This window comes from Shewanella sp. FDAARGOS_354 (assembly GCF_002209245.2).
In the GTDB taxonomy this organism is placed as follows: Bacteria; Pseudomonadota; Gammaproteobacteria; order Enterobacterales; family Shewanellaceae; genus Shewanella; species Shewanella xiamenensis.
The window spans coordinates 3,625,247-3,644,944 of sequence record NZ_CP022089.2 but is presented as its reverse complement, the minus strand read 5'-3'; the positions used below and the strand labels follow the sequence as shown (position 1 = coordinate 3,644,944).

Genomic DNA, 19,698 nt, shown 5'->3' with positions numbered 1-19,698 from the left:
GCGAGATCTCAAGGATCGCTATCCTTAAAAAATAATTATCCCCAACAAGATCATTCTTTGTCAGCATCCTCGATCATCAAAGATCAAATTCGATCCTTTTATTCAACAAATAGGGAAAATCCCGCTTTATTAAGCGATCCAGATTGATCTATAATGGCGCCCCTTTGATCTGTTAACAGTTCCTCTTAACTACTAGATGTAGTGTCCATACACAGAGTTATCCACATCTTATAGTGTGTGGGGGGAGTTGATCTAAGGATACGCTGGCAGAAATAACCCACTTGCTGACTTTCGTTGTTGACGGGGACAAGTAAAGTGATTACAATTCGGCCTCTTTTTTACCCTTACCTCTATTCGTGGAGATAAGGATATGTTCACTAATAACAAAGACGGATTGCCATCATGAGTAAACGTACTTTTCAACCTAGCAACCTGAAGCGCAAGCGTTCTCACGGCTTCCGCGCTCGTATGGCTACTGCAGGCGGCCGTAAGGTGCTTGCACGTCGTCGTGCGAAAGGTCGCGCTCGTTTATCTGCTTAATTAAGTGGATAACTAGTTGACTAGCTATACCTTTACGCGGGAGTTACGCTTGCTAACTCCCGCGCAATTTAAATCTGTATTTTCCAATCCCATCAAAGCATCTTCTGCTGAAATAACCTTGCTTGCCATTCCTAATTCGGAACAACATCCGCGTCTGGGTCTTACTGTTGCTAAACGCTACGTAAAACGTGCCAATCAGCGAAATCGCATTAAGCGAGTGATCAGAGATAGTTTTCGCCTCAATCAACACAATATTCCTCATCTTGATATTGTTGTGCTGGTTAGAAATGGGGTGATGGAAATGGAAAATGCCGAACTCAACAAGTTGATAGAAAAGCTATGGCGCAAACTCAGTCGCCGCTACAATGGCTAGCAACCACGTTTATTCGTGGCTATCAAATCTTCATCAGCCCAATCTTGGGACCTCGATGTCGTTTCAATCCCACTTGCTCTCATTACGCCATTGAGGCAATAAAAGTGCACGGAACCGCGAAAGGTTGTTGGTTTGCATTGAAACGCATATTAAAATGTCACCCTTTGCATCCCGGCGGTAGTGATCCCGTCCCCCCTAAAAATGACAGGTGTAATAAATAGGCTATGGAATCTCAACGCAATATATTGCTAATAGGACTACTGTTTGTCAGCTTTTTGCTGTGGCAACAGTGGCAAGCAGACAAAGCTCCAAAACCCGTTGCAACCGAATCGTCTGTAGTGGCGAATGCGACCACTAATCACAGTGCTGATGTTCCAGAAGCGGATACTGGTGTGCCAGCAGCAGTCGCTGCGACGCAAAATCTAATCACGGTTAAAACCGATCAGCTCGATGTGCAAATCAACCCTGTGGGTGGTGATATTGTTTTTGCTGCACTGGTTTCACATAAATTGGAACAGGGTAAAGACCAGCCATTTGTTTTGCTTGAGCAAACCAAAGATTACACTTATATCGCTCAGAGTGGCCTAATTGGCCGTGATGGTATCGATAGCAGTGCTAAAGGTCGCGCCGCATTTGCCGCCAGCAAAACTGAATTTACCTTAGCCGATGGCCAAGACACCTTAGAAGTACCACTGACCTATGTGGCTGATAACGGTGTGACTTACACAAAAGTGTTTGTATTCCATCGTGGCAAGTTTAATGTTGATATCGATTACAAAATCAACAACACCTCAGCTGCTCCATTGCAAGTTCAGATGTACGGTCAGATTAAACAGACCATCAAGCCATCTGAAAGCAGCATGATGATGCCAACTTACCGTGGCGCCGCGTTTTCGACTCAAGATGTACGTTACGAAAAGTACAAGTTTGAAGATATGAGCAAGAGCAACCTCAATCAACCGACTCTCGGTGGTTGGGCGGCGATGCTGCAACATTACTTCGTATCAGCTTGGATCCCACCAGCAACCGATAGCAACACGATTTTCTCGAGTGTAAGCGCTGGCGGTTTAGCGAACATTGGTTTCCGTGGCGCGGTATATGATATTGCACCAGGTGCAACGCAAGAAATTAGCTCACAGTTCTATGTTGGCCCTAAAGATCAAAAAGCGCTATCTGCGTTATCTGATACCTTAAACCTAGTAGTTGATTACGGTTTCCTTTGGTGGTTAGCCGTTCCAATCCACTGGTTATTGATGTTCTATCAATCATTTGTGGGTAACTGGGGTGTGGCAATTATCCTGATCACCTTAACCGTTCGTGGTTTACTGTTCCCGCTTACCAAAGCGCAGTACACCTCAATGGCTAAGATGCGTAACCTACAGCCAAAACTGCAGGAACTAAAAGAGCGTTTCGGCGATGACCGTCAAAAGATGGGTCAAGCCATGATGGAACTGTATAAGAAGGAAAAAGTTAACCCTATGGGTGGCTGTTTACCTATTATTTTACAGATGCCAATCTTTATTGCCCTATACTGGGTATTGCTAGAGAGCTTCGAGCTGCGTCACGCACCATTTATGTTATGGATCCACGACTTATCAGTACAAGATCCATACTACATTCTGCCGCTGCTGATGGGTGTGTCCATGTTTGTGATGCAAAAAATGCAACCCATCGCACCGACAATGGACCCAATGCAAGTGAAGATGATGCAATGGATGCCAGTGATCTTTACCGTATTCTTCCTGTGGTTCCCATCGGGTCTGGTACTGTACTGGTTAGTAGGTAACATTGTTGCCATCATCCAGCAGAAGATTATTTATGCAGGTCTAGAGAAAAAAGGCTTAAAATAAGCCCAAGCGCTAGATAGGAGCTAACAGCTCAGCATATTCAAAAAGGCGGCTTCATTGGCCGCCTTTTCCTTTAGATAATTTGATCGATATTAATGGGTATTTCCGTGACAACTGACACTATCGTGGCACAGGCCACCGCGCCCGGACGGGGCGGCGTGGGTATCATTCGAATCTCTGGTGATAAGGCAACTGATGTGGCCATGGCCGTATTGGGTCATTTACCTAAACCCCGTTACGCCGATTACTGCGACTTTAAAAATGCCTCAGGCCAAGTGATAGACCAAGGTATCGCACTGTTTTTTAAAGGCCCTAATTCCTTCACGGGTGAAGATGTATTAGAGCTGCAGGGACACGGTGGTCAAATCGTCCTCGATATGCTGATCAAGCGCGTATTAGAAGTCGATGGCATTCGCATCGCCAAACCTGGCGAGTTTAGTGAACAGGCCTTTATGAACGACAAGCTGGACTTAACCCAGGCCGAAGCCATTGCCGACCTTATCGATGCCACCAGTGAACAAGCGGCTAAAAGCGCGCTGCAATCACTGCAAGGTGAGTTTTCGAAGGAAGTGCATGAGCTGGTGGATCAAGTCACCCATCTGCGTTTATACGTCGAAGCCGCGATTGATTTCCCCGATGAAGAAGTCGACTTTTTAAGTGATGGCAAAATTGCCAATGCACTCTACAAAATCATCGACAAACTCAGCGCCGTCCAAGCCAGTGCCAAGCAAGGCTCGATTATCCGCGAAGGCATGAAAGTGGTGATTGCCGGTCGCCCCAATGCCGGAAAATCCAGTCTACTTAATGCGCTCGCCGGTAAAGAGTCGGCGATTGTGACCGAAATAGCTGGCACCACTCGCGATGTGCTGCGCGAACACATCCATTTAGATGGTATGCCGCTGCATATTATCGACACCGCAGGTTTACGTGATACGACAGATACGGTTGAACAAATCGGTATCGAGCGCGCTTGGAATGAAATAAACAGTGCCGATCGGGTGTTGTTTATGGTCGATGGTACTACCACGGATGCCGTCGATCCCCACGATATTTGGCCGGATTTTATCGATCGTCTCCCCGCCAATTTAGGCGTGACTGTTGTCCGCAATAAGGCCGATCTCACAGGTGAAAACCTCGCCATGACCGAAGAAAAAGGTTACAGCGTGTATAGGATCTCGGCCAAAACAGGCCTCGGTGTTGACGAGTTAAAACAGCACCTTAAATCGCTGATGGGTTATCAGAGTAATCTCGAAGGTGGCTTTATCGCCCGTCGTCGTCACCTAGAAGCATTGGATGTTGCCGCGAGCCATCTGCAACTTGGTAAAGAGCAATTAGAGGTTTATCTCGCAGGTGAACTGTTAGCAGAAGAGCTCAGAATGGCGCAACTCGCCCTATCTGAAATCACTGGCCGTTTTACTTCAGACGATCTACTCGGCAAAATTTTTAGCTCATTCTGTATCGGGAAGTAAAAGAGTAAACGCATCCGATAAATTAAAATCAATATTATGATTTTTAAGTATTTTATTGATGATTAAAAGGTTGCTACCAAAAAACATATGCCCCTCGTTAACATTTTAACGAGGGGCATTTTTTTGCAAAAAACTGCAATACTGACCACAGAGAAACTATTCCGCAGCCGCGCGGTTTAATCGATCCCAAATATCAGCCCAATCCTCTAGACGAGGCGGCGCTTCAACCAAAAGTGTTTTAATCCCCTTTAGGTCTAATGCGTAAAGAGAGGCATAAAGTGCTTGTCGATATCCTTGGTGGTTGTTCGGTAATATCAGCTTAAGTTGGCAATGGATATTTTCCATCTGTGCAGAATATCCCAATATCCCCGTAGCTTCAGGCTCTGCATAAAATTGCGTTGCAAGTGAAGCAGCAGCACAAATCACTACTTTGGCATTAGGTTGATAATGGACTTTCATATTGCCAGAAATCGCTTCTTGATGGCATTCAGGCGTAATAACGGGGAACGGTAAGTAGGGCTGAAAATCCCTCGCGGATAATGGACCACTTCGTAAAATCTCAGCTTGATTTTCACTTATCCGTAAAATAGTCGACTCAGTACCCACACAGCAAATCCCACCATCGAGTACAGCAGCAATCCTTCCATCAAGCCCACTCAATACTTGCTCTGCACTAGTCGGGCTCAGTTTTTTATGTAAGTTTGCAGATGGAGCAGCAACGGCAATATTGAACTGTTGCAGTAGTGATAAAAGCACCGGATGATCAGGCATTCTTATCGCAATACTGGGCAATCCACCGGTTATAACATCCGAAACCGAGGGATGACGCTCAAAGATAAGTGTCAGCGGCCCAGGCCAAAACGCCTCGGCAAGTGGCGCAACCCAATCAGGAATATCCTTAACCCATCGAGAAAGCTGATCGATGCTGCCAATATGAGTTATGAGTGGATGATTTCTAGGACGTTGTTTAGCAGAAAAAATCTTTTCAACCGCTTCAGGGTTGCTGGCATCCGCCGCGAGCCCGTAGACAGTTTCAGTCGGTACTGCGACTAGTTCGCCCGCAATTAGCAACTCTCCCGCACGTTGTAAATCAGCAGGATTCAGCGCATTAAGTCTTTCTGTTCTCATGGATTACACCAGTGGCAACGATAAGGATCAGCCACACTCTCCTCTTTGGTTTCAATTTGTTGATATTGGCAGTGAAGACATTGACGGATAAAAGCTTTAGCGAGATCTGTTGGCGTACCACACTCGCGGCAAGGCAAACCCACGATGCGATCGCGCAGCCAGAAATTCGCTTGATGACATTGTGGGCAATGTGTTTGAAGGCGCTCAACCAGTTGCTGTGCAGCCTTGATAATATATAGCTGCCGCAGCGGAGAATGCATCGCGCGAAGGTCTGGAGCGACATCAATTGGGCAAGCAAAACGACCATTTTCAGGCGCGAGATTCATCGCTTCTAATGTGGCTAGCAACATATCTAGATTAGCTACACCTTTGATCGTATGACCATCGACCTTAACTATCCACGCTTGACCCTCTTCGGCACCAGATAACGCCGCACTAAGTGCACTCACATCATCCCCTTGGTAACTTTGCAAGCTTACCGGACCAGATACATTCGCTACGATATCAATATTTTGCCTTGCATCATGCAGTACGATAAGCTCCGTATCCCAATTCATTATTCCAGGCAAAGGCCCTCCCCCAAAACTACCTTCGCTGCCTAACCCCGCCTCTAAACCGGTTAACTCACAGGCAAGTCGCGCTTTTTTCTTAGCGCACTCTAGTGGTGAAAGCGTACGCTCAACTTCTCCAGAAAAGGTGCCCAGCATGTCGGTATCAAATGCATCCGTTGCGACAATTTCAATCCCAAGTGGCGACAGAATTGGCGCAATTTGTGCCGCCTTGCCATGTTTGCTTAACAAGGCAATTCGCTTTGGCATTTTATAATGTGATTGATGATCCATGATGAATACTCACTCCTGAAGTGAGGGGGTAATTCTTAACTTTAAGCAAACCTAGCCCTCTACAACGCGATAACGACGCTGAATAAGGAAGGCTATTGTTGCCGTATCAGTGATGGGATGTAAAATAGATAGATATTCACATAACGTTCTATATAAGTGAACGATTCTATGAGAAACCTCAATTTTCACCATCTACATTACTTCTGGACTGTCGCTAAAGAAGGACATTTAACTCGAGCCTCCCAGAGGCTAAACATTTCACAATCGGCTTTATCATCCCAGATCAGACAGTTAGAGGAACAACTAGGGCATGATCTGTTTCACCGTCAAGGCCGAGCATTATTACTGACAGAGGTTGGGCATCTCGTTCTCGAGTACGCTGAAGGAATTTTTAATTTAGGCCACGAATTGCTTTCAGTTATGGAAAATGGCGAGCACCAAAGGCTTCAGCTACTAAGAATAGGTGCAGTGGCGACCCTTTCACGCAATTTCCAAGAAAACTTACTACGCCCGGTCATTAAATTAAATAACGTCAAACTTGCTTTAAAATCATCCAACTTTGATGATCTACTCGAGCAATTGCGTGTACATAAATTAGATTTGATCCTCTCAAATCGCCCTGTGGCATCGGACTCTTCAACCCCTTGGCGCTGTAAATTAATTGCTCAGCAAGGCGTATGCTTAGTCGGCCCAAATAAAGCGGAATTCAATGCATTACGCTTTCCAGAGGATCTCACAAAAGTAAAATTACTATTACCTGGCCCCGACAGTGATATTCGTAGGCAATTTGATTTGTACTGCGAGCAACATGGTCTCTCACTAACCCCTTATGCAGAAGTCGATGATATGGCGATGCTCAGACTATTAGCACGGGATTCGGGTGCGGTGGCCGTGGTACCTGAAGTGGTTGTACAAGATGAGATTCAAGCGGGACTATTGAAAAACTACGCGGCCTTAGATTGTGTGACTGAAAGTTTTTATGCCATAACCGCTAAAAGACACGTTGATTTACCGATCTTACATACTTTGTTAAGCACAAAAATGGAGTAACTGATATCACAATCAGTCGATTGGGATTGATTTTAGTTGCACATAAGCGGCAGGTGCGTTTATTCATCTATTAACCCGAACAGAGGTGTTTTGCCAGCCAATTTAGGGCTGAAATTGGCTGGCATTTTGCAGCATCATTGTCTTAAACCAATGAATTACCACAATTTAAACATCTGAATCCCAAAATATCAGCTCAATCATACCTGCCGGTAGTGATCTTGCATTTGGTATGAACGGGCATACAGTGCAAACACTAATGCCGCCAAAATAGCAAAACCCGCAAAGAAAAACATTTGGAATGCCGTCACGCTCATCCCCGTTTGCATTATTTGCTCAGTCACAGCAGGACTTTTAACACTCACATTGGCAAGCAATACCCAGAGGTTACCAACGGTAACTGAAAGCGTCCAAAAACTCATGATTGTCCCTTTCATCGCTTTAGGCGCTTGGCTATAGGCAAACTCTAATCCTGTTGCCGAAACCAGAACTTCACCAAAAGTCAGCAAAGCGTAAGGTAGAATTTGCCAGAAGATCGAAAGTGCTGAACCACCATCCATCATCAATTGAATCGTCCCCACCACAATCCAACTCAATCCAGTAATGGCAATCCCCGCCCCCATTTTACGTAATGCGGTTAACTTAATCCCCATACGCTCAATCGCGGGGTATAACACAAAGTTATTGAATGGGATCAATAGCATCACTAACAGTGGATTTAAAGCCTGCATCATTGCAGGTTCAAACCACGAAGGTTTAACCATATCATTGGCCTGCAAAATCCAAGTCGAAGCCTTTTGATCGAATAACGACCAAAATGGGGTAACCAACGCAAATAAAACCAAAATTCGAAGGACTGAACGTACACCATCTACCGCAATATCAGGATGACAGCTTCGAGCACGCTCAAGTTGTAATGAAGCGCCAGCCCCTACAAACCCCATCAGTAGCACCATAGCACTACAAAGGCCCGCGACGATTCCTAGAGTTGGGATATTCACCAGCGCATAGGCAGCAGATATCCCACCAATTAGTGCCAACACTAAACCGATATTTCCCTTACCTTCCACTTTAGTAAGCAAGGCGCTGCGGATCACAGGTAAAAAACCATGGGGATCCTTTGGTTCTGGCGGCATATGAATATAACGCTTGCGACCTAACCAGAAAAATACCGTCGCAATAAACATCAGCACGCCGGGGATCCCGAAAGCAACAGCGGCACCAAAGTTTTTAAGTAACAATGGCATAGATAAGGATGCGAAGAAAGAACCAAAGTTGATCGTAAAGTAGAACATATCAAAGGCTTTTTGAGCCAATGACTTATTAGTCTGATCAAATTGATCGCCCATAAAGGAAGAAACTAAAGGTTTTATCCCACCAGAACCTAAAGCAATTAAAAATAACCCCGTATAAAAACCTTGTACACTGTGCTCAAAAATCGCCAAAAAAGCATGGCCCACGCAATAAAGTAAGCTTAACCAAAGAATGGTGTTGTACTTACCAAAAAATCTATCCGCAATCCAGCCACCCAATAATGGGAAAAAGTACACACCAATTACAAAGGAATGGAACACATCCTTAGCCACAGCGCCACGGAGATCCTCCGGAATGGACAGCAAAAGTGCTGTCATTAAGAAAGGTGTTAGAATGTTGCGCATGCCGTAAAAGCTGAAACGCTCACAAGCTTCACTGGCAATAATATAGGGGATTTGACGTGGCCATTTTGGCGCATCAACAGGTGTAGTCATCTGTTATCCTATTATAATTGTTATAAAAAACTTAAGGTTATCGGTATAAAACCAAGATTGCAGCCAAGGATACTAACAGACTGCGAATCAATATTGGCTAAATTTATACAACAAAATACGCTAAGTAGATGTAAGCCCCAAAAATGATAGAAAATTAACGACCACAGAGAGCAGTAACAATGACCAAAATTGCTATATTAGTCGGTACCACCCTCGGCAGCAGCGAATATATTGCAGATGAAATGCAGGCTCAGCTGACCAAATTAGGGCATGAAGTAGACACTTTTTTAAGTCCAACACTGGATTTACTGCAACCCTATTCCCTCTGGATCATCGTTTCATCAACCCATGGCGCAGGTGATCTTCCCGATAATCTACAGCCATTTTGTAAAGAAGTTCTACTCAATACACCAAATCTACACCAAATTAAGTTCGCATTATGTGCCATTGGTGATTCGAGTTATGACACCTTTTGCCAAGGCCCAGAGAAGCTTGTTGATGGACTTGAATATAGCGGTGCAAAAGCGTTTGTGGATAAGATCCAGATCGATGTACAACAGGATCCTGTGCCAGAAGACCCAGCTTTAGCGTGGTTGGCACAATGGCAAGATCAAATTTAAGATCCTCATTTTCAAAATACCTGAAACAACCCACAGTTTAGATCTTATTTATCCACAAAAAACTATTTATATGTATATTTTTGTGGATAAACTATTATTTAGATCTGATCAACCTCTGTGCTATTCACATCATGATCCGCTCAAAGATCCACCCTGTGGATAAATAGCGGATCTATCCCCACCTTTAATGACAGTAGATCTCGGTTAGATCACAGGATCAAAAGCTCATTAACCACTGATATAAAAGAGAAATTAGCCTTACCCACAGGAAAGTTCGATCCTAATAGTAAACATAATAAGAAGATCTATATAAAGATCTTAAGATCTATTAGTCCAGATCCACTGGATCTATTTTCGAAAAATGATCATTCACCTCAATCAAAGCAAATGCTAAAATGATCGGCTCTCATTGGGTCACTTAAGTTTTTAAAGGTAAGGTCATGCATTTTCATGAACGGTTTGATGTTATTGTAGTTGGTGGTGGTCATGCCGGAACTGAAGCCGCATTAGCCGCAGCAAGAATGGGTTCTAAGACATTATTGCTAACGCATAATCTTGATACTTTAGGACAAATGTCATGTAACCCTGCGATCGGTGGCATTGGTAAAGGTCATTTGGTTAAAGAAATCGATGCATTAGGCGGTGCAATGGCGATCGCAACCGACTATGCAGGGATCCAATTTAGAACCTTAAACTCGAGTAAAGGCCCAGCAGTAAGAGCAACTCGTGCACAGGCAGATCGCGCGTTATATCGTCAGAAGATCCAAAATATTCTGCAAAACCAACCTAACTTACGTATTTTCCAACAAGCTGTAGATGATCTTGTTGTAGAAAATGATCGCGTTATCGGTGTCGTTACCCAGATGGGATTAGCCTTCGAAGCCGCTGCTGTCGTATTAACCGCAGGGACTTTCCTCAGTGGTAAGATCCATATAGGGTTAGAAAACTACAGTGGCGGTCGTGCAGGCGATCCACCATCTATCGCACTCGCCCATCGTTTACGCGAGTTGCCTATCCGTGTTGGCCGTTTAAAAACCGGTACACCACCACGTATAGACGCCAATACCATCGATTTTACTCAGATGACAGAACAAAAAGGTGATACGCCATTACCTGTAATGTCATTTATGGGCGATTTGAGCCATCACCCGAAACAAATTTCTTGTTGGATCACCCATACCAATGAAAAAACACACGATATTATTCGTGGAGGTTTAGATAGAAGCCCTATGTACTCCGGTGTTATTGAGGGGATAGGCCCACGTTACTGCCCTTCTATCGAAGACAAGATCCATCGTTTTTCTGATAAATCATCGCACCAGATCTTTATCGAACCAGAAGGCTTAAACACCAATGAGATTTACCCTAACGGGATCTCTACCAGCCTTCCCTTTGATGTACAGTTAAATTTGGTTCGTTCGATCAAGGGGATGGAAAATGCTGAGATCGTACGTCCAGGATACGCGATTGAGTACGATTATTTTGATCCTAGAGATCTTAAAAACTCGTTAGAAACCAAAACCATTAATGGATTATTCTTTGCTGGCCAGATCAACGGTACAACCGGTTATGAAGAAGCTGGCGCCCAAGGTTTGCTCGCAGGGATGAACGCAGCACTGCAAGTTCAAGGTAAAGAAGCTTGGTGCCCTCGTCGCGATGAAGCTTACATCGGAGTATTGGTTGACGATTTATCGACGTTAGGCACTAAAGAACCCTACCGCATGTTTACCAGCCGTGCCGAATACCGCCTATTGCTGCGTGAAGACAACGCCGATCTGCGTTTAACCGCAAAAGGTCGTGAACTGGGTCTGGTGGATGATGCGCGCTGGGCCTCTTTCAGTGAAAAACTGGAATCGATCGAATTAGAGCTACAACGTCTACGTAGCCAGTGGATCCATCCAAACTCTCCATTAGTGCCAGTGTTAAATCCGCACTTGAATACGCCTATTTCTCGCGAAGCATCTTTTGAAGAATTACTTCGTCGTCCAGAAATGGATTACAACAAACTGATGCAGATTGAAGGCTTTGGTCCTGGTCTTACCGATCCACTCGCCGCTGAGCAAGTACAGATCCAAGTGAAATATTCTGGTTATATTCAACGTCAGCAGGAAGAGATCAATAAAGCGGTACGTAATGAGAACACGGGCTTGCCATTGAACCTTGATTACAAAGAGGTTCCTGGGCTTTCAAATGAGGTGATTGCTAAGTTAAATAGCCATAAGCCTGAAACCATTGGTCAAGCGTCACGTATCTCAGGTATCACCCCAGCAGCGATTTCAATTCTGCTAGTACATCTGAAAAAACGTGGTTTATTACGCAAGAGCGCGTAAAAGCTAGCTTAATCGCCAGTTTGGTCGCAGAAGGGAAGCATTCAGGCTTCCCTTCGACGTTTCAGGGCTTCATAATAGCCGACGAGTTTATCATTGCATTTTTGTTGAGGTTGTTCAGTGTTATCTGCCCAGTTAGAGGCCTATTTAGCCGAAATTAATCTGCCCGCTACCGCTGAGCAGAAAAAGCAACTGCTTGATTTTGTTGGCATGCTCAACAAATGGAATAAAGCCTATAACTTAACCTCAGTAAGAGATCCCGAGATCATGCTTGTCCGTCATATCATGGACAGCTTAGTGGTATCAAAACATCTGCAAGGTGAACGCTTTATTGATGTAGGAACTGGTCCTGGACTGCCTGGCATCCCACTGGCGATTATGAATCCAGATAAAACTTTTGTGCTGCTTGATAGCTTAGGTAAACGCATTCGTTTTCAAAAACAAGTAGCCTTCGAATTAGGCATTCATAATATCAGTTCGATAGAAAGCCGAGTTGAGGCCTATCAACCTGAGCAAAAGTTCGATGGTGTGCTAAGCCGTGCCTTTGCGTCAATCCATGATATGTTGACATGGTGCCATCACTTGCCAGCTGAGCATGGGCAATTTTATGCTCTCAAGGGACAACTGAGTGATGAAGAGATGCAACAAATCCCCGCTGGCTTTGCGATAACTGAAACCATCGAACTCAAGGTGCCAAAACTCGATGAGCAAAGACATTTACTCAAAATAATCAAAGAATAACAGGCTTAAAGCTCCTCATTTTGAATGGATTTTTAAGTAGGCAATAAACCAGAATTTACATACAGGGTGACATTGTGGGTAAAGTAATTGCCGTGGCCAACCAGAAAGGTGGCGTAGGGAAAACAACAACTTGTGTCAATTTAGCCGCCTCATTAGCCGCGACTAAGCGTAAAGTGCTACTGATCGATCTTGATCCACAGGGCAATGCCACTATGGGCAGCGGTGTCGATAAATACGAAGTCGAAAACACGGCTTACGAACTGCTGGTAGAAGAAAAGCCCTTCGATGAAATAGTGGTCAAAGACACCACGGGAAAATACGATCTAATTGCCAGTAATGGCGATGTGACTGCGGCAGAAATCAAACTCATGGAGTTTTTTGCCCGTGAAGTGCGCTTACGTAATGCGCTCGCGCCGATAAAAGATCAATACGATTATATCTTTATCGATTGCCCTCCTTCGCTCAACATGTTGACAGTTAATGCGATGTCGGCGGCGGATTCTGTGCTGGTGCCAATGCAGTGTGAGTACTTTGCACTGGAAGGTTTAACCGCCTTGATCGATACCATCACCAAATTGGCAGCCGTGGTGAATCCTGGTCTTGGGATAGAAGGGATTTTACGCACTATGTATGATCCGCGTAATCGTCTTTCAAATGATGTGTCCGATCAGCTAAAACAACACTTTGGCGATAAGGTGTATCGCACTGTTATTCCGCGTAACGTGCGTTTGGCCGAAGCGCCGAGCTTTGGTGCACCCGCTATGTATTATGATAAATCGAGCGCGGGAGCTAAAGCATATTTAGCGCTGGCTGGTGAGATGATCCGCCGTTCCGAACAGAAAACTCAGGCTAAGCGAGCGTAAAGGAAAACCATGACGTTAAAGAAAAGAGGGTTAGGTAAAGGCTTAGATGCCTTACTGAGTAATAGCCACGCCGCGAGTAAAAAACACACGGAAGAAGTGGTCGTTGTCGATAAAAAAGAAGAACTTATCCATCTTGATCTCGACCTATTACAGCCGGGAAAATACCAACCTCGTAAGGACATGTCTCCCGAGGCATTGGAAGAACTTGCCCATTCCATCCGTAATCAAGGCATTATCCAGCCGATTGTAGTGCGCCCAGTTAGCAATAACCAGTATGAGATTATTGCCGGTGAGCGCCGTTGGCGCGCTTCCCAATTGGCGGGTGTTGAAAAAATCCCTTGTATCGTTAAAGCGGTTCCCGATGATGCCGCTATTGCTATCGCCTTGATCGAAAACATTCAGCGTGAAGACTTAAATGCCATGGAAGAAGCCATTGCATTACAACGTTTAATGCAAGAATTTGAACTGACTCACCAACAGGTCGCCGATGTTGTGGGAAAATCTCGGGCGAGTGTATCTAACTTGTTACGTTTAAACGGTTTAAATGAGCCTGTTAAGCGTTTACTCGAGTATGGCGATATTGATATGGGCCATGCGCGCGCTTTGCTCGCAATTGAGGGTGAAGAACAAACAAATCTGGCGAGATTAGTGGCAGCCAAGGAATTAACCGTTCGCGAAACTGAACGATTGATTAATCAAACCTTAAATCCACCCAAACCCGTCGAAACTACGACTAAAGATCAAGATGTTTGTCGTTTAGAGCAGCAGTTAATTGAAAGATTAGGTGCCAAGGTTTCGATCGCTCATAGCAGTAAGGGGAAGGGTAAAATTGTAATTAACTATCAGAATCTGGCTGAATTAGACGGAATTCTTAGCAAAATTCGTTAATGTCTGTAGATTAACAGTTTTTAATGTAAATTTGTGACATATGTTAATTTTGGATTTTGACTGTTTTGGCGCTATATCACGTTAAAAGTGCTGTTTTTCCTTATCTCAAAGTTGCAATGAAGGCGTGAAAAGGTATACTTTCGCAAGCTTTTTGTGCATCGACATAAATACGGATATTTGTCATCCGGTCATCGAAACAAAAAGTATAAATGCGGAGAGGATGAGTTGAGTAAGGTTTTAGCGCGTCGTGGCCGGTGGTCAGCCTATAAATTGGTGATGATGCAGGCGGCGGTGGCTGGGGGTGCTTCAATTCTCTTTTTCGTCGTGTGGGGAGTTCAGTTTGGCTATTCTGCATTAGCAGGTGGTTCAATTGCTGTGCTCCCTAATTTTGTATTCGCGACCCTCGCTTTCTCCCATACGGGAGCAAGTTCAGCTGCAAAAGTGATTAAAACTTTTTACTGGGGGGAAGCGGTAAAGTTGCTGTTAACCATCGCAATGTTTTCGCTAGTGTTTATCAATCTTAAGGTCGCATTTATGCCTCTTTTTGTTTGTTACGTGCTGACGTTGATCGTGCATTGGACAGCTCCTTTATACTTCAAGCAAAGTTAAGTGGGATGAATCATGGCTGCAACTGGTGAAGCGTTAACACCGCAGGGCTATATCCAGCATCACCTTACCAACCTACACGTTGGTGAAGGCTTCTGGACATGGCACATTGATTCGTTGTTCTTTTCGGTTGGTCTTGGTGTTCTGTTCCTGTGGATTTTCCGTAGTGTTGGTAAAAAAGCGACTTCAGGTGTTCCCGGTAAGCTGCAATGCTTTATCGAGATGATCGTGGAGTTCGTTGATAACAGCGTGAAAGAAAGTTTTCATGGCCGCAATGCCGTGATCGCGCCTTTAGCTCTGACCATTTTTGTATGGGTATTCATGATGAACTTCATGGATATGCTCCCTGTAGACTGGCTGCCTTGGCTAGCAAGTTTAGCGGGAATTCCATACTTAAAAGTGGTTCCGACGACTGATGTAAACATCACCTTCAGCTTAGCTATCGGTGTGTTTGTGCTGATTATTTACTACAGCATTAAGGTCAAAGGCGTGTCTGGTTTTGTTAAAGAACTGACGCTACAGCCCTTTAACCATAAGGCAATGATACCCGTCAACCTCCTATTAGAGACTGTTACCTTAATCGCTAAACCAATTTCATTGGCATTGCGTCTATTCGGTAACTTGTACGCAGGTGAGTTGATCTTCATCCTTATTGCGCTGATGTATGGTACCAACTTGTTATTATCTTCCCTAGGTGTGACTCTGCAACTAGGTTGGTTAATTTTCCACATTTTGGTTATCACGCTGCAGGCGTTTATCTTCATGATGTTGACCATTGTTTACTTAAGCATGGCCCATGAAGATCATTAAGGATTGCTGAAGAAATTTTAAACTAAATCATCAACTAATTAGATTTAGATTTTAGATACTGGAGATACAGATGGAAACGATTTTAGGCATGACAGCTATCGCTGTTGCTCTGCTGATTGGTATGGGTGCTCTTGGTACTGCAATCGGTTTCGGCTTATTAGGTGGCAAGTTCCTGGAAGGCGCTGCGCGTCAACCAGAAATGGCTCCTATGCTGCAAGTTAAAATGTTCATCGTAGCGGGTCTGTTAGACGCCGTAACAATGATCGGTGTTGGTATCGCATTATTCATGCTGTTCACCAACCCACTGGGTGCAATGCTGTAAGAAAACGCTTCTGTCTTAACTCTAAATAGGAGGCTGTTGTGAATTTCAACGCTACCCTAATCGGTCAGACGGTCGCCTTTATCATCTTCGTGTGGTTCTGCATGAAGTTTGTATGGCCCCCTTTGATGAATGCCATCGAAGCGCGCCAAAAAAGGATTGCTGACGGTCTAGCTGATGCTGATCGTGCGGTAAAAGACCTAGAGTTGGCTCAAGCGAAAGCGACTGACCAACTAAAAGAAGCCAAGGTGACGGCTAACGAAATTATTGAGCAAGCTAACAAGCGTAAAGCTCAAATAGTGGAAGAAGCTAAAGCCGAAGCAGACGCTGAGCGTGCCAAAATCATCGCTCAGGGTAAAGCAGAAATTGAAGCTGAACGTAATCGCGTGAAAGAGGATCTGCGTAAGCAGGTTGCTACTCTTGCCATCATGGGTGCTGAGAAGATCCTTGAGCGTTCTATTGATCCAGCCGCCCACAGTGACATAGTTAATAAACTAGTCGCTGAAATTTGATAAGGGAGTTTGAGTTATGGCTGAATTAACCACCATCGCTCGCCCTTACGCAAAGGCAGCTTTTGACGTTGCTGTTGAACACAACGCAGTGGATACCTGGGCTGAAATGCTCACGTTTGCCGCATTGGTTAGTGAAAACGAAACCATGCAGCCACTGCTGACTGGCTCTTTAGCCAGCACCAAACTCGCCGCACTCTTTATCAGTGTGTGTGGTGAGCAAATCAATGAGCAAGGTCAAAACTTGATAAAGGTAATGGCTGAAAACGGTCGCTTAAAGGTACTACCTGCTGTATCTGAGCTTTTTGCTCAATACCGTAATGAGTGGGCAAAAGAAGTGGAAGCCGATGTGGTTTCTGCAGCTGAGCTCAGCTCTGAACAACAGCAGCAGATCAGTATTTCTTTAGGGAAACGTCTCGCACGCAAAGTTAAGCTGAATTGCAGCACTGACGCCGCGCTTATCGCCGGTGTAATCATTAAGGCAGGTGACTTAGTCATTGATGGCTCTGTCCGCGGTAAGTTATCGCGTCTGTCTGAAAAGCTGCAGTCGTAATTGGGAGTTTGAGCATGCAACTGAATTCCACTGAAATCAGCGATCTGATTAAGCAGCGGATCGAGCAGTTCGAAGTCGTTAGCGAATCTCGTAACGAAGGTACTATCGTTGCGGTTAGTGACGGCATTATCCGCATCCACGGCCTAGCCGATGTGATGCAAGGTGAAATGATCGAACTGCCTGGTAGCCGTTTTGCAATCGCGTTGAACCTTGAACGTGATTCTGTCGGTGCCGTAGTAATGGGCCCTTATGCTGATTTAGCAGAGGGCGTAAAAGTTAAAACTACTGGCCGTATTCTGGAAGTTCCAGTCGGTCGTGGCCTGTTAGGCCGCGTAGTTAACACTCTGGGTGAGCCTATTGACGGAAAAGGAGCTATCAACAACGATGGTTTCTCTCCTATTGAAGTGATTGCTCCTGGTGTTATCGAGCGTAAGTCAGTAGATCAACCCGTTCAAACTGGTTATAAAGCCGTTGACGCTATGATCCCAATCGGTCGTGGCCAACGTGAATTGATCATTGGCGACCGTCAAACTGGTAAAACAGCAATGGCGATCGACGCAATCATCAACCAGCGCGATTCTGGCATTAAGTGCGTATACGTAGCAGTAGGCCAAAAGGCTTCTACTATCGCTAACGTAGTGCGTAAGCTAGAAGAACACGGTGCATTAGCTAACACTATCGTTGTGGTTGCTACAGCTTCTGAAGCTGCTGCGCTGCAATACTTAGCACCGTACTCTGGTTGTGCTATGGGTGAATACTTCCGCGACCGCGGTGAAGATGCTCTGATCGTATACGATGACCTGTCTAAGCAAGCAGTTGCTTACCGTCAGATCTCGTTACTATTGAAGCGTCCACCAGGCCGTGAAGCTTATCCTGGTGACGTATTTTATCTACACTCTCGTTTACTAGAGCGTGCTTCACGCGTAAACGAAGATTATGTAGAAAAGTTCACTAAAGGTGCAGTAACAGGTAAAACCGGTTCGTTAACCGCGCTGCCTATTATTGAAACTCAGGCGGGTGACGTATCTGCATTCGTACCGACCAACGTAATTTCGATTACTGACGGTCAGATCTTCCTTGAGACCGATCTGTTTAACTCTGGCTTACGTCCAGCGGTTAACCCAGGTATTTCTGTTTCTCGTGTTGGTGGTGCGGCTCAGACTAAGATCATCAAGAAACTGTCTGGTGGTATTCGTACTGCTCTTGCACAGTATCGTGAACTTGCTGCGTTCTCACAGTTTGCATCTGACTTAGACGATGCAACTCGTGCTCAGCTAGAGCATGGTGTGCGTGTTACCGAACTGATGAAGCAAAAACAATATGCTCCTATGAGTGTAGCTGCTCAAGCTGTGTCTATTTTCGCAGCTGAAAAAGGTTACCTGAAGGGCATTGAGCTGAAAAAAGTTGGTGATTTCGAAGCCGCTCTGCTCTCGTACATGAACAGCGAGCATGCTGCTTTAATCAAGCTTATCAACGAGACTGGCGATTATAACGCCGATATCGAAGCTGAATTAAAAGCTGGCCTCGACAAGTTCGTAGCAACCCAAACCTGGTAACAATGATAGAGGTGTCTTAAGACACCTCAGGTCCAGATTGGAGAGTAGAGATGGCCGGCGCTAAAGAGATTAAAACCAAGATCGCGAGTGTAAAAAACACTCAGAAGATCACGTCCGCCATGGAAATGGTGGCAGCCAGCAAAATGCGCAGAGCGCAGGAACGCATGGCTGCGAGCCGTCCATACGCGGAAAACATGCGTAAGGTGATCGGTCACGTAGCGCAAGGTTCTCTCGAGTATAAACACCCCTACTTAGAGGTGAGAGAGGCTAAGCGGGTTGGTTACATTGTTGTAGCAACCGACCGTGGCCTTTGTGGTGGTCTGAACGTCAACCTCTTTAAAAAGGTTGTTGCAGACGTGAAAAGCTGGAAAGAGCAAGGTGCAGAATTTGAATTCTGCCCTATTGGTGCTCGTAGTGTGCAGTTTTTCAAAAGCTTCGGTGGACAGGTTTCTGCCCATGCTTCAGGTTTAGGCGATGCGCCAAAGCTCGCTGACCTGATCGGGACAGTACGTGTGATGCTAGATGCTTACAACGAAGGCAAACTGGATCGTCTGTATGTAGTGTTCAACAAGTTTGTAAACACTATGACGCAGACTCCTGTGATCGAGCAGCTGCTACCTTTGCCTAAATCGGAAGATGATGAGGTTGCTCATCGTTGGGACTACATCTACGAACCTGATCCAAAAGCCCTTTTGGATACCTTATTGGTTCGTTATGTAGAATCTCAGGTTTACCAAGGTGTTGTTGAAAACATTGCTTCCGAACAAGCTGCCCGTATGGTGGCGATGAAGGCGGCAACGGACAACGCGGGTACACTGATTGACGATTTGCAATTGGTCTATAACAAGGCTCGTCAGGCTGCGATTACGCAGGAACTGTCGGAAATTGTTTCTGGTGCCTCTGCGGTTTAGG

21 protein-coding genes are annotated in these 19,698 nt (G+C 45.1%); 18 read left to right on the top strand and 3 right to left on the bottom strand.

Features of this window, described 5'->3' with window-relative positions:
- Positions 1-402: 402 nt before the first annotated feature.
- The 5 genes from rpmH to mnmE all read left to right on the top strand — a co-directional run bounded on the left by rpmH (position 403) and on the right by mnmE (position 4,229).
- A complete protein-coding gene (rpmH, locus tag CEQ32_RS16280; RefSeq protein WP_011070423.1) occupies positions 403-540 on the top strand; it encodes a 50S ribosomal protein L34 in 138 nt (45 codons plus the stop codon).
- 16 nt (positions 541-556) lie between these two features.
- Complete coding sequence (rnpA, locus tag CEQ32_RS16275; protein WP_011070422.1) at positions 557-913, top strand: ribonuclease P protein component; 357 nt, start codon at positions 557-559, stop codon at positions 911-913.
- A complete protein-coding gene (gene yidD, locus CEQ32_RS16270; RefSeq protein WP_037413461.1) occupies positions 880-1,134 on the top strand; it encodes a membrane protein insertion efficiency factor YidD in 255 nt (84 codons plus the stop codon). The genes rnpA and yidD overlap by 34 nt, the downstream gene beginning before the upstream one ends.
- A 3-nt stretch (positions 1,135-1,137) precedes the next feature.
- Positions 1,138-2,763 (top strand): membrane protein insertase YidC, encoded by a 1,626-nt coding sequence (gene yidC, locus CEQ32_RS16265; RefSeq protein ID WP_037429332.1) that lies wholly within the window; start codon positions 1,138-1,140, stop codon positions 2,761-2,763.
- 104 nt (positions 2,764-2,867) lie between these two features.
- Positions 2,868-4,229: a tRNA uridine-5-carboxymethylaminomethyl(34) synthesis GTPase MnmE gene (gene mnmE / locus CEQ32_RS16260; protein ID WP_037429346.1), complete on the top strand. Its 1,362-nt coding sequence runs from the start codon at positions 2,868-2,870 to the stop codon at positions 4,227-4,229.
- A 156-nt stretch (positions 4,230-4,385) separates the two neighbouring features.
- On the opposite strand, the gene CEQ32_RS16255 is transcribed toward mnmE, so the two are convergent.
- Positions 4,386-5,357, bottom strand: a complete 972-nt coding sequence (locus CEQ32_RS16255; protein ID WP_088586442.1) for an L-threonylcarbamoyladenylate synthase — start codon at positions 5,355-5,357, stop codon at positions 4,386-4,388.
- Positions 5,354-6,199 (bottom strand): DUF6671 family protein, encoded by an 846-nt coding sequence (locus CEQ32_RS16250; protein WP_088586441.1) that lies wholly within the window; start codon positions 6,197-6,199, stop codon positions 5,354-5,356. The genes CEQ32_RS16255 and CEQ32_RS16250 overlap by 4 nt, the downstream gene beginning before the upstream one ends.
- Before the next feature lie 168 nt (positions 6,200-6,367).
- Between CEQ32_RS16250 and CEQ32_RS16245 the strand changes: the two genes are divergently transcribed.
- The gene (locus CEQ32_RS16245; protein ID WP_088586440.1) at positions 6,368-7,249 is read left to right on the top strand and encodes a LysR family transcriptional regulator; all 882 of its coding nucleotides are present in this window, start codon (positions 6,368-6,370) and stop codon (positions 7,247-7,249) included.
- A gap of 197 nt (positions 7,250-7,446) precedes the next feature.
- Here CEQ32_RS16245 and CEQ32_RS16240 read toward each other — a convergent pair whose 3' ends face one another.
- Positions 7,447-8,994: a POT family MFS transporter gene (locus CEQ32_RS16240; RefSeq protein WP_088586439.1), complete on the bottom strand. Its 1,548-nt coding sequence runs from the start codon at positions 8,992-8,994 to the stop codon at positions 7,447-7,449.
- A 179-nt stretch (positions 8,995-9,173) separates the two neighbouring features.
- Here CEQ32_RS16240 and mioC point away from each other — a divergent pair, with 179 nt between their 5' ends.
- The 12 genes from mioC (at position 9,174) to atpG (ending at position 19,697) form a co-directional block, all read left to right on the top strand.
- A complete protein-coding gene (gene mioC / locus CEQ32_RS16235; protein ID WP_037429343.1) occupies positions 9,174-9,614 on the top strand; it encodes an FMN-binding protein MioC in 441 nt (146 codons plus the stop codon).
- A 440-nt stretch (positions 9,615-10,054) separates the two neighbouring features.
- Positions 10,055-11,944, top strand: coding sequence for a tRNA uridine-5-carboxymethylaminomethyl(34) synthesis enzyme MnmG (mnmG, locus tag CEQ32_RS16230; RefSeq protein ID WP_037413447.1), 1,890 nt, complete (start codon positions 10,055-10,057; stop codon positions 11,942-11,944).
- Between the two features lie 117 nt (positions 11,945-12,061).
- The gene (gene rsmG / locus CEQ32_RS16225) at positions 12,062-12,682 is read left to right on the top strand and encodes a 16S rRNA (guanine(527)-N(7))-methyltransferase RsmG (RefSeq protein ID WP_069453896.1); all 621 of its coding nucleotides are present in this window, start codon (positions 12,062-12,064) and stop codon (positions 12,680-12,682) included.
- Positions 12,683-12,756: 74 nt separating this feature from the next.
- Positions 12,757-13,545 (top strand): ParA family protein, encoded by a 789-nt coding sequence (locus CEQ32_RS16220; protein ID WP_011718840.1) that lies wholly within the window; start codon positions 12,757-12,759, stop codon positions 13,543-13,545.
- 9 nt (positions 13,546-13,554) lie between these two features.
- Positions 13,555-14,433 carry a ParB/RepB/Spo0J family partition protein gene (locus tag CEQ32_RS16215; protein WP_037413441.1) on the top strand — a complete coding sequence of 293 codons (879 nt, stop codon included), beginning with the start codon at positions 13,555-13,557 and terminating at the stop codon, positions 14,431-14,433.
- Between the two features lie 225 nt (positions 14,434-14,658).
- Positions 14,659-15,042, top strand: a complete 384-nt coding sequence (locus tag CEQ32_RS16210; RefSeq protein ID WP_011074336.1) for an ATP synthase subunit I — start codon at positions 14,659-14,661, stop codon at positions 15,040-15,042.
- Positions 15,043-15,054: 12 nt separating this feature from the next.
- A complete protein-coding gene (gene atpB, locus CEQ32_RS16205; RefSeq protein ID WP_037413438.1) occupies positions 15,055-15,849 on the top strand; it encodes a F0F1 ATP synthase subunit A in 795 nt (264 codons plus the stop codon).
- A 70-nt stretch (positions 15,850-15,919) separates the two neighbouring features.
- On the top strand, positions 15,920-16,171 hold the full coding sequence (gene atpE, locus CEQ32_RS16200; protein ID WP_006083840.1) for a F0F1 ATP synthase subunit C: 252 nt from the start codon (positions 15,920-15,922) through the stop codon (positions 16,169-16,171).
- 38 nt (positions 16,172-16,209) lie between these two features.
- Positions 16,210-16,680: a F0F1 ATP synthase subunit B gene (gene atpF / locus CEQ32_RS16195; protein WP_011624650.1), complete on the top strand. Its 471-nt coding sequence runs from the start codon at positions 16,210-16,212 to the stop codon at positions 16,678-16,680.
- A 16-nt stretch (positions 16,681-16,696) separates the two neighbouring features.
- Positions 16,697-17,230 (top strand): F0F1 ATP synthase subunit delta, encoded by a 534-nt coding sequence (gene atpH, locus CEQ32_RS16190; protein WP_037413434.1) that lies wholly within the window; start codon positions 16,697-16,699, stop codon positions 17,228-17,230.
- A gap of 14 nt (positions 17,231-17,244) precedes the next feature.
- Positions 17,245-18,786 carry a F0F1 ATP synthase subunit alpha gene (gene atpA / locus CEQ32_RS16185; RefSeq protein WP_037413433.1) on the top strand — a complete coding sequence of 514 codons (1,542 nt, stop codon included), beginning with the start codon at positions 17,245-17,247 and terminating at the stop codon, positions 18,784-18,786.
- Between the two features lie 50 nt (positions 18,787-18,836).
- Complete coding sequence (gene atpG, locus CEQ32_RS16180) at positions 18,837-19,697, top strand: F0F1 ATP synthase subunit gamma (protein WP_037413431.1); 861 nt, start codon at positions 18,837-18,839, stop codon at positions 19,695-19,697.
- Position 19,698: the final 1 nt, after the last annotated feature.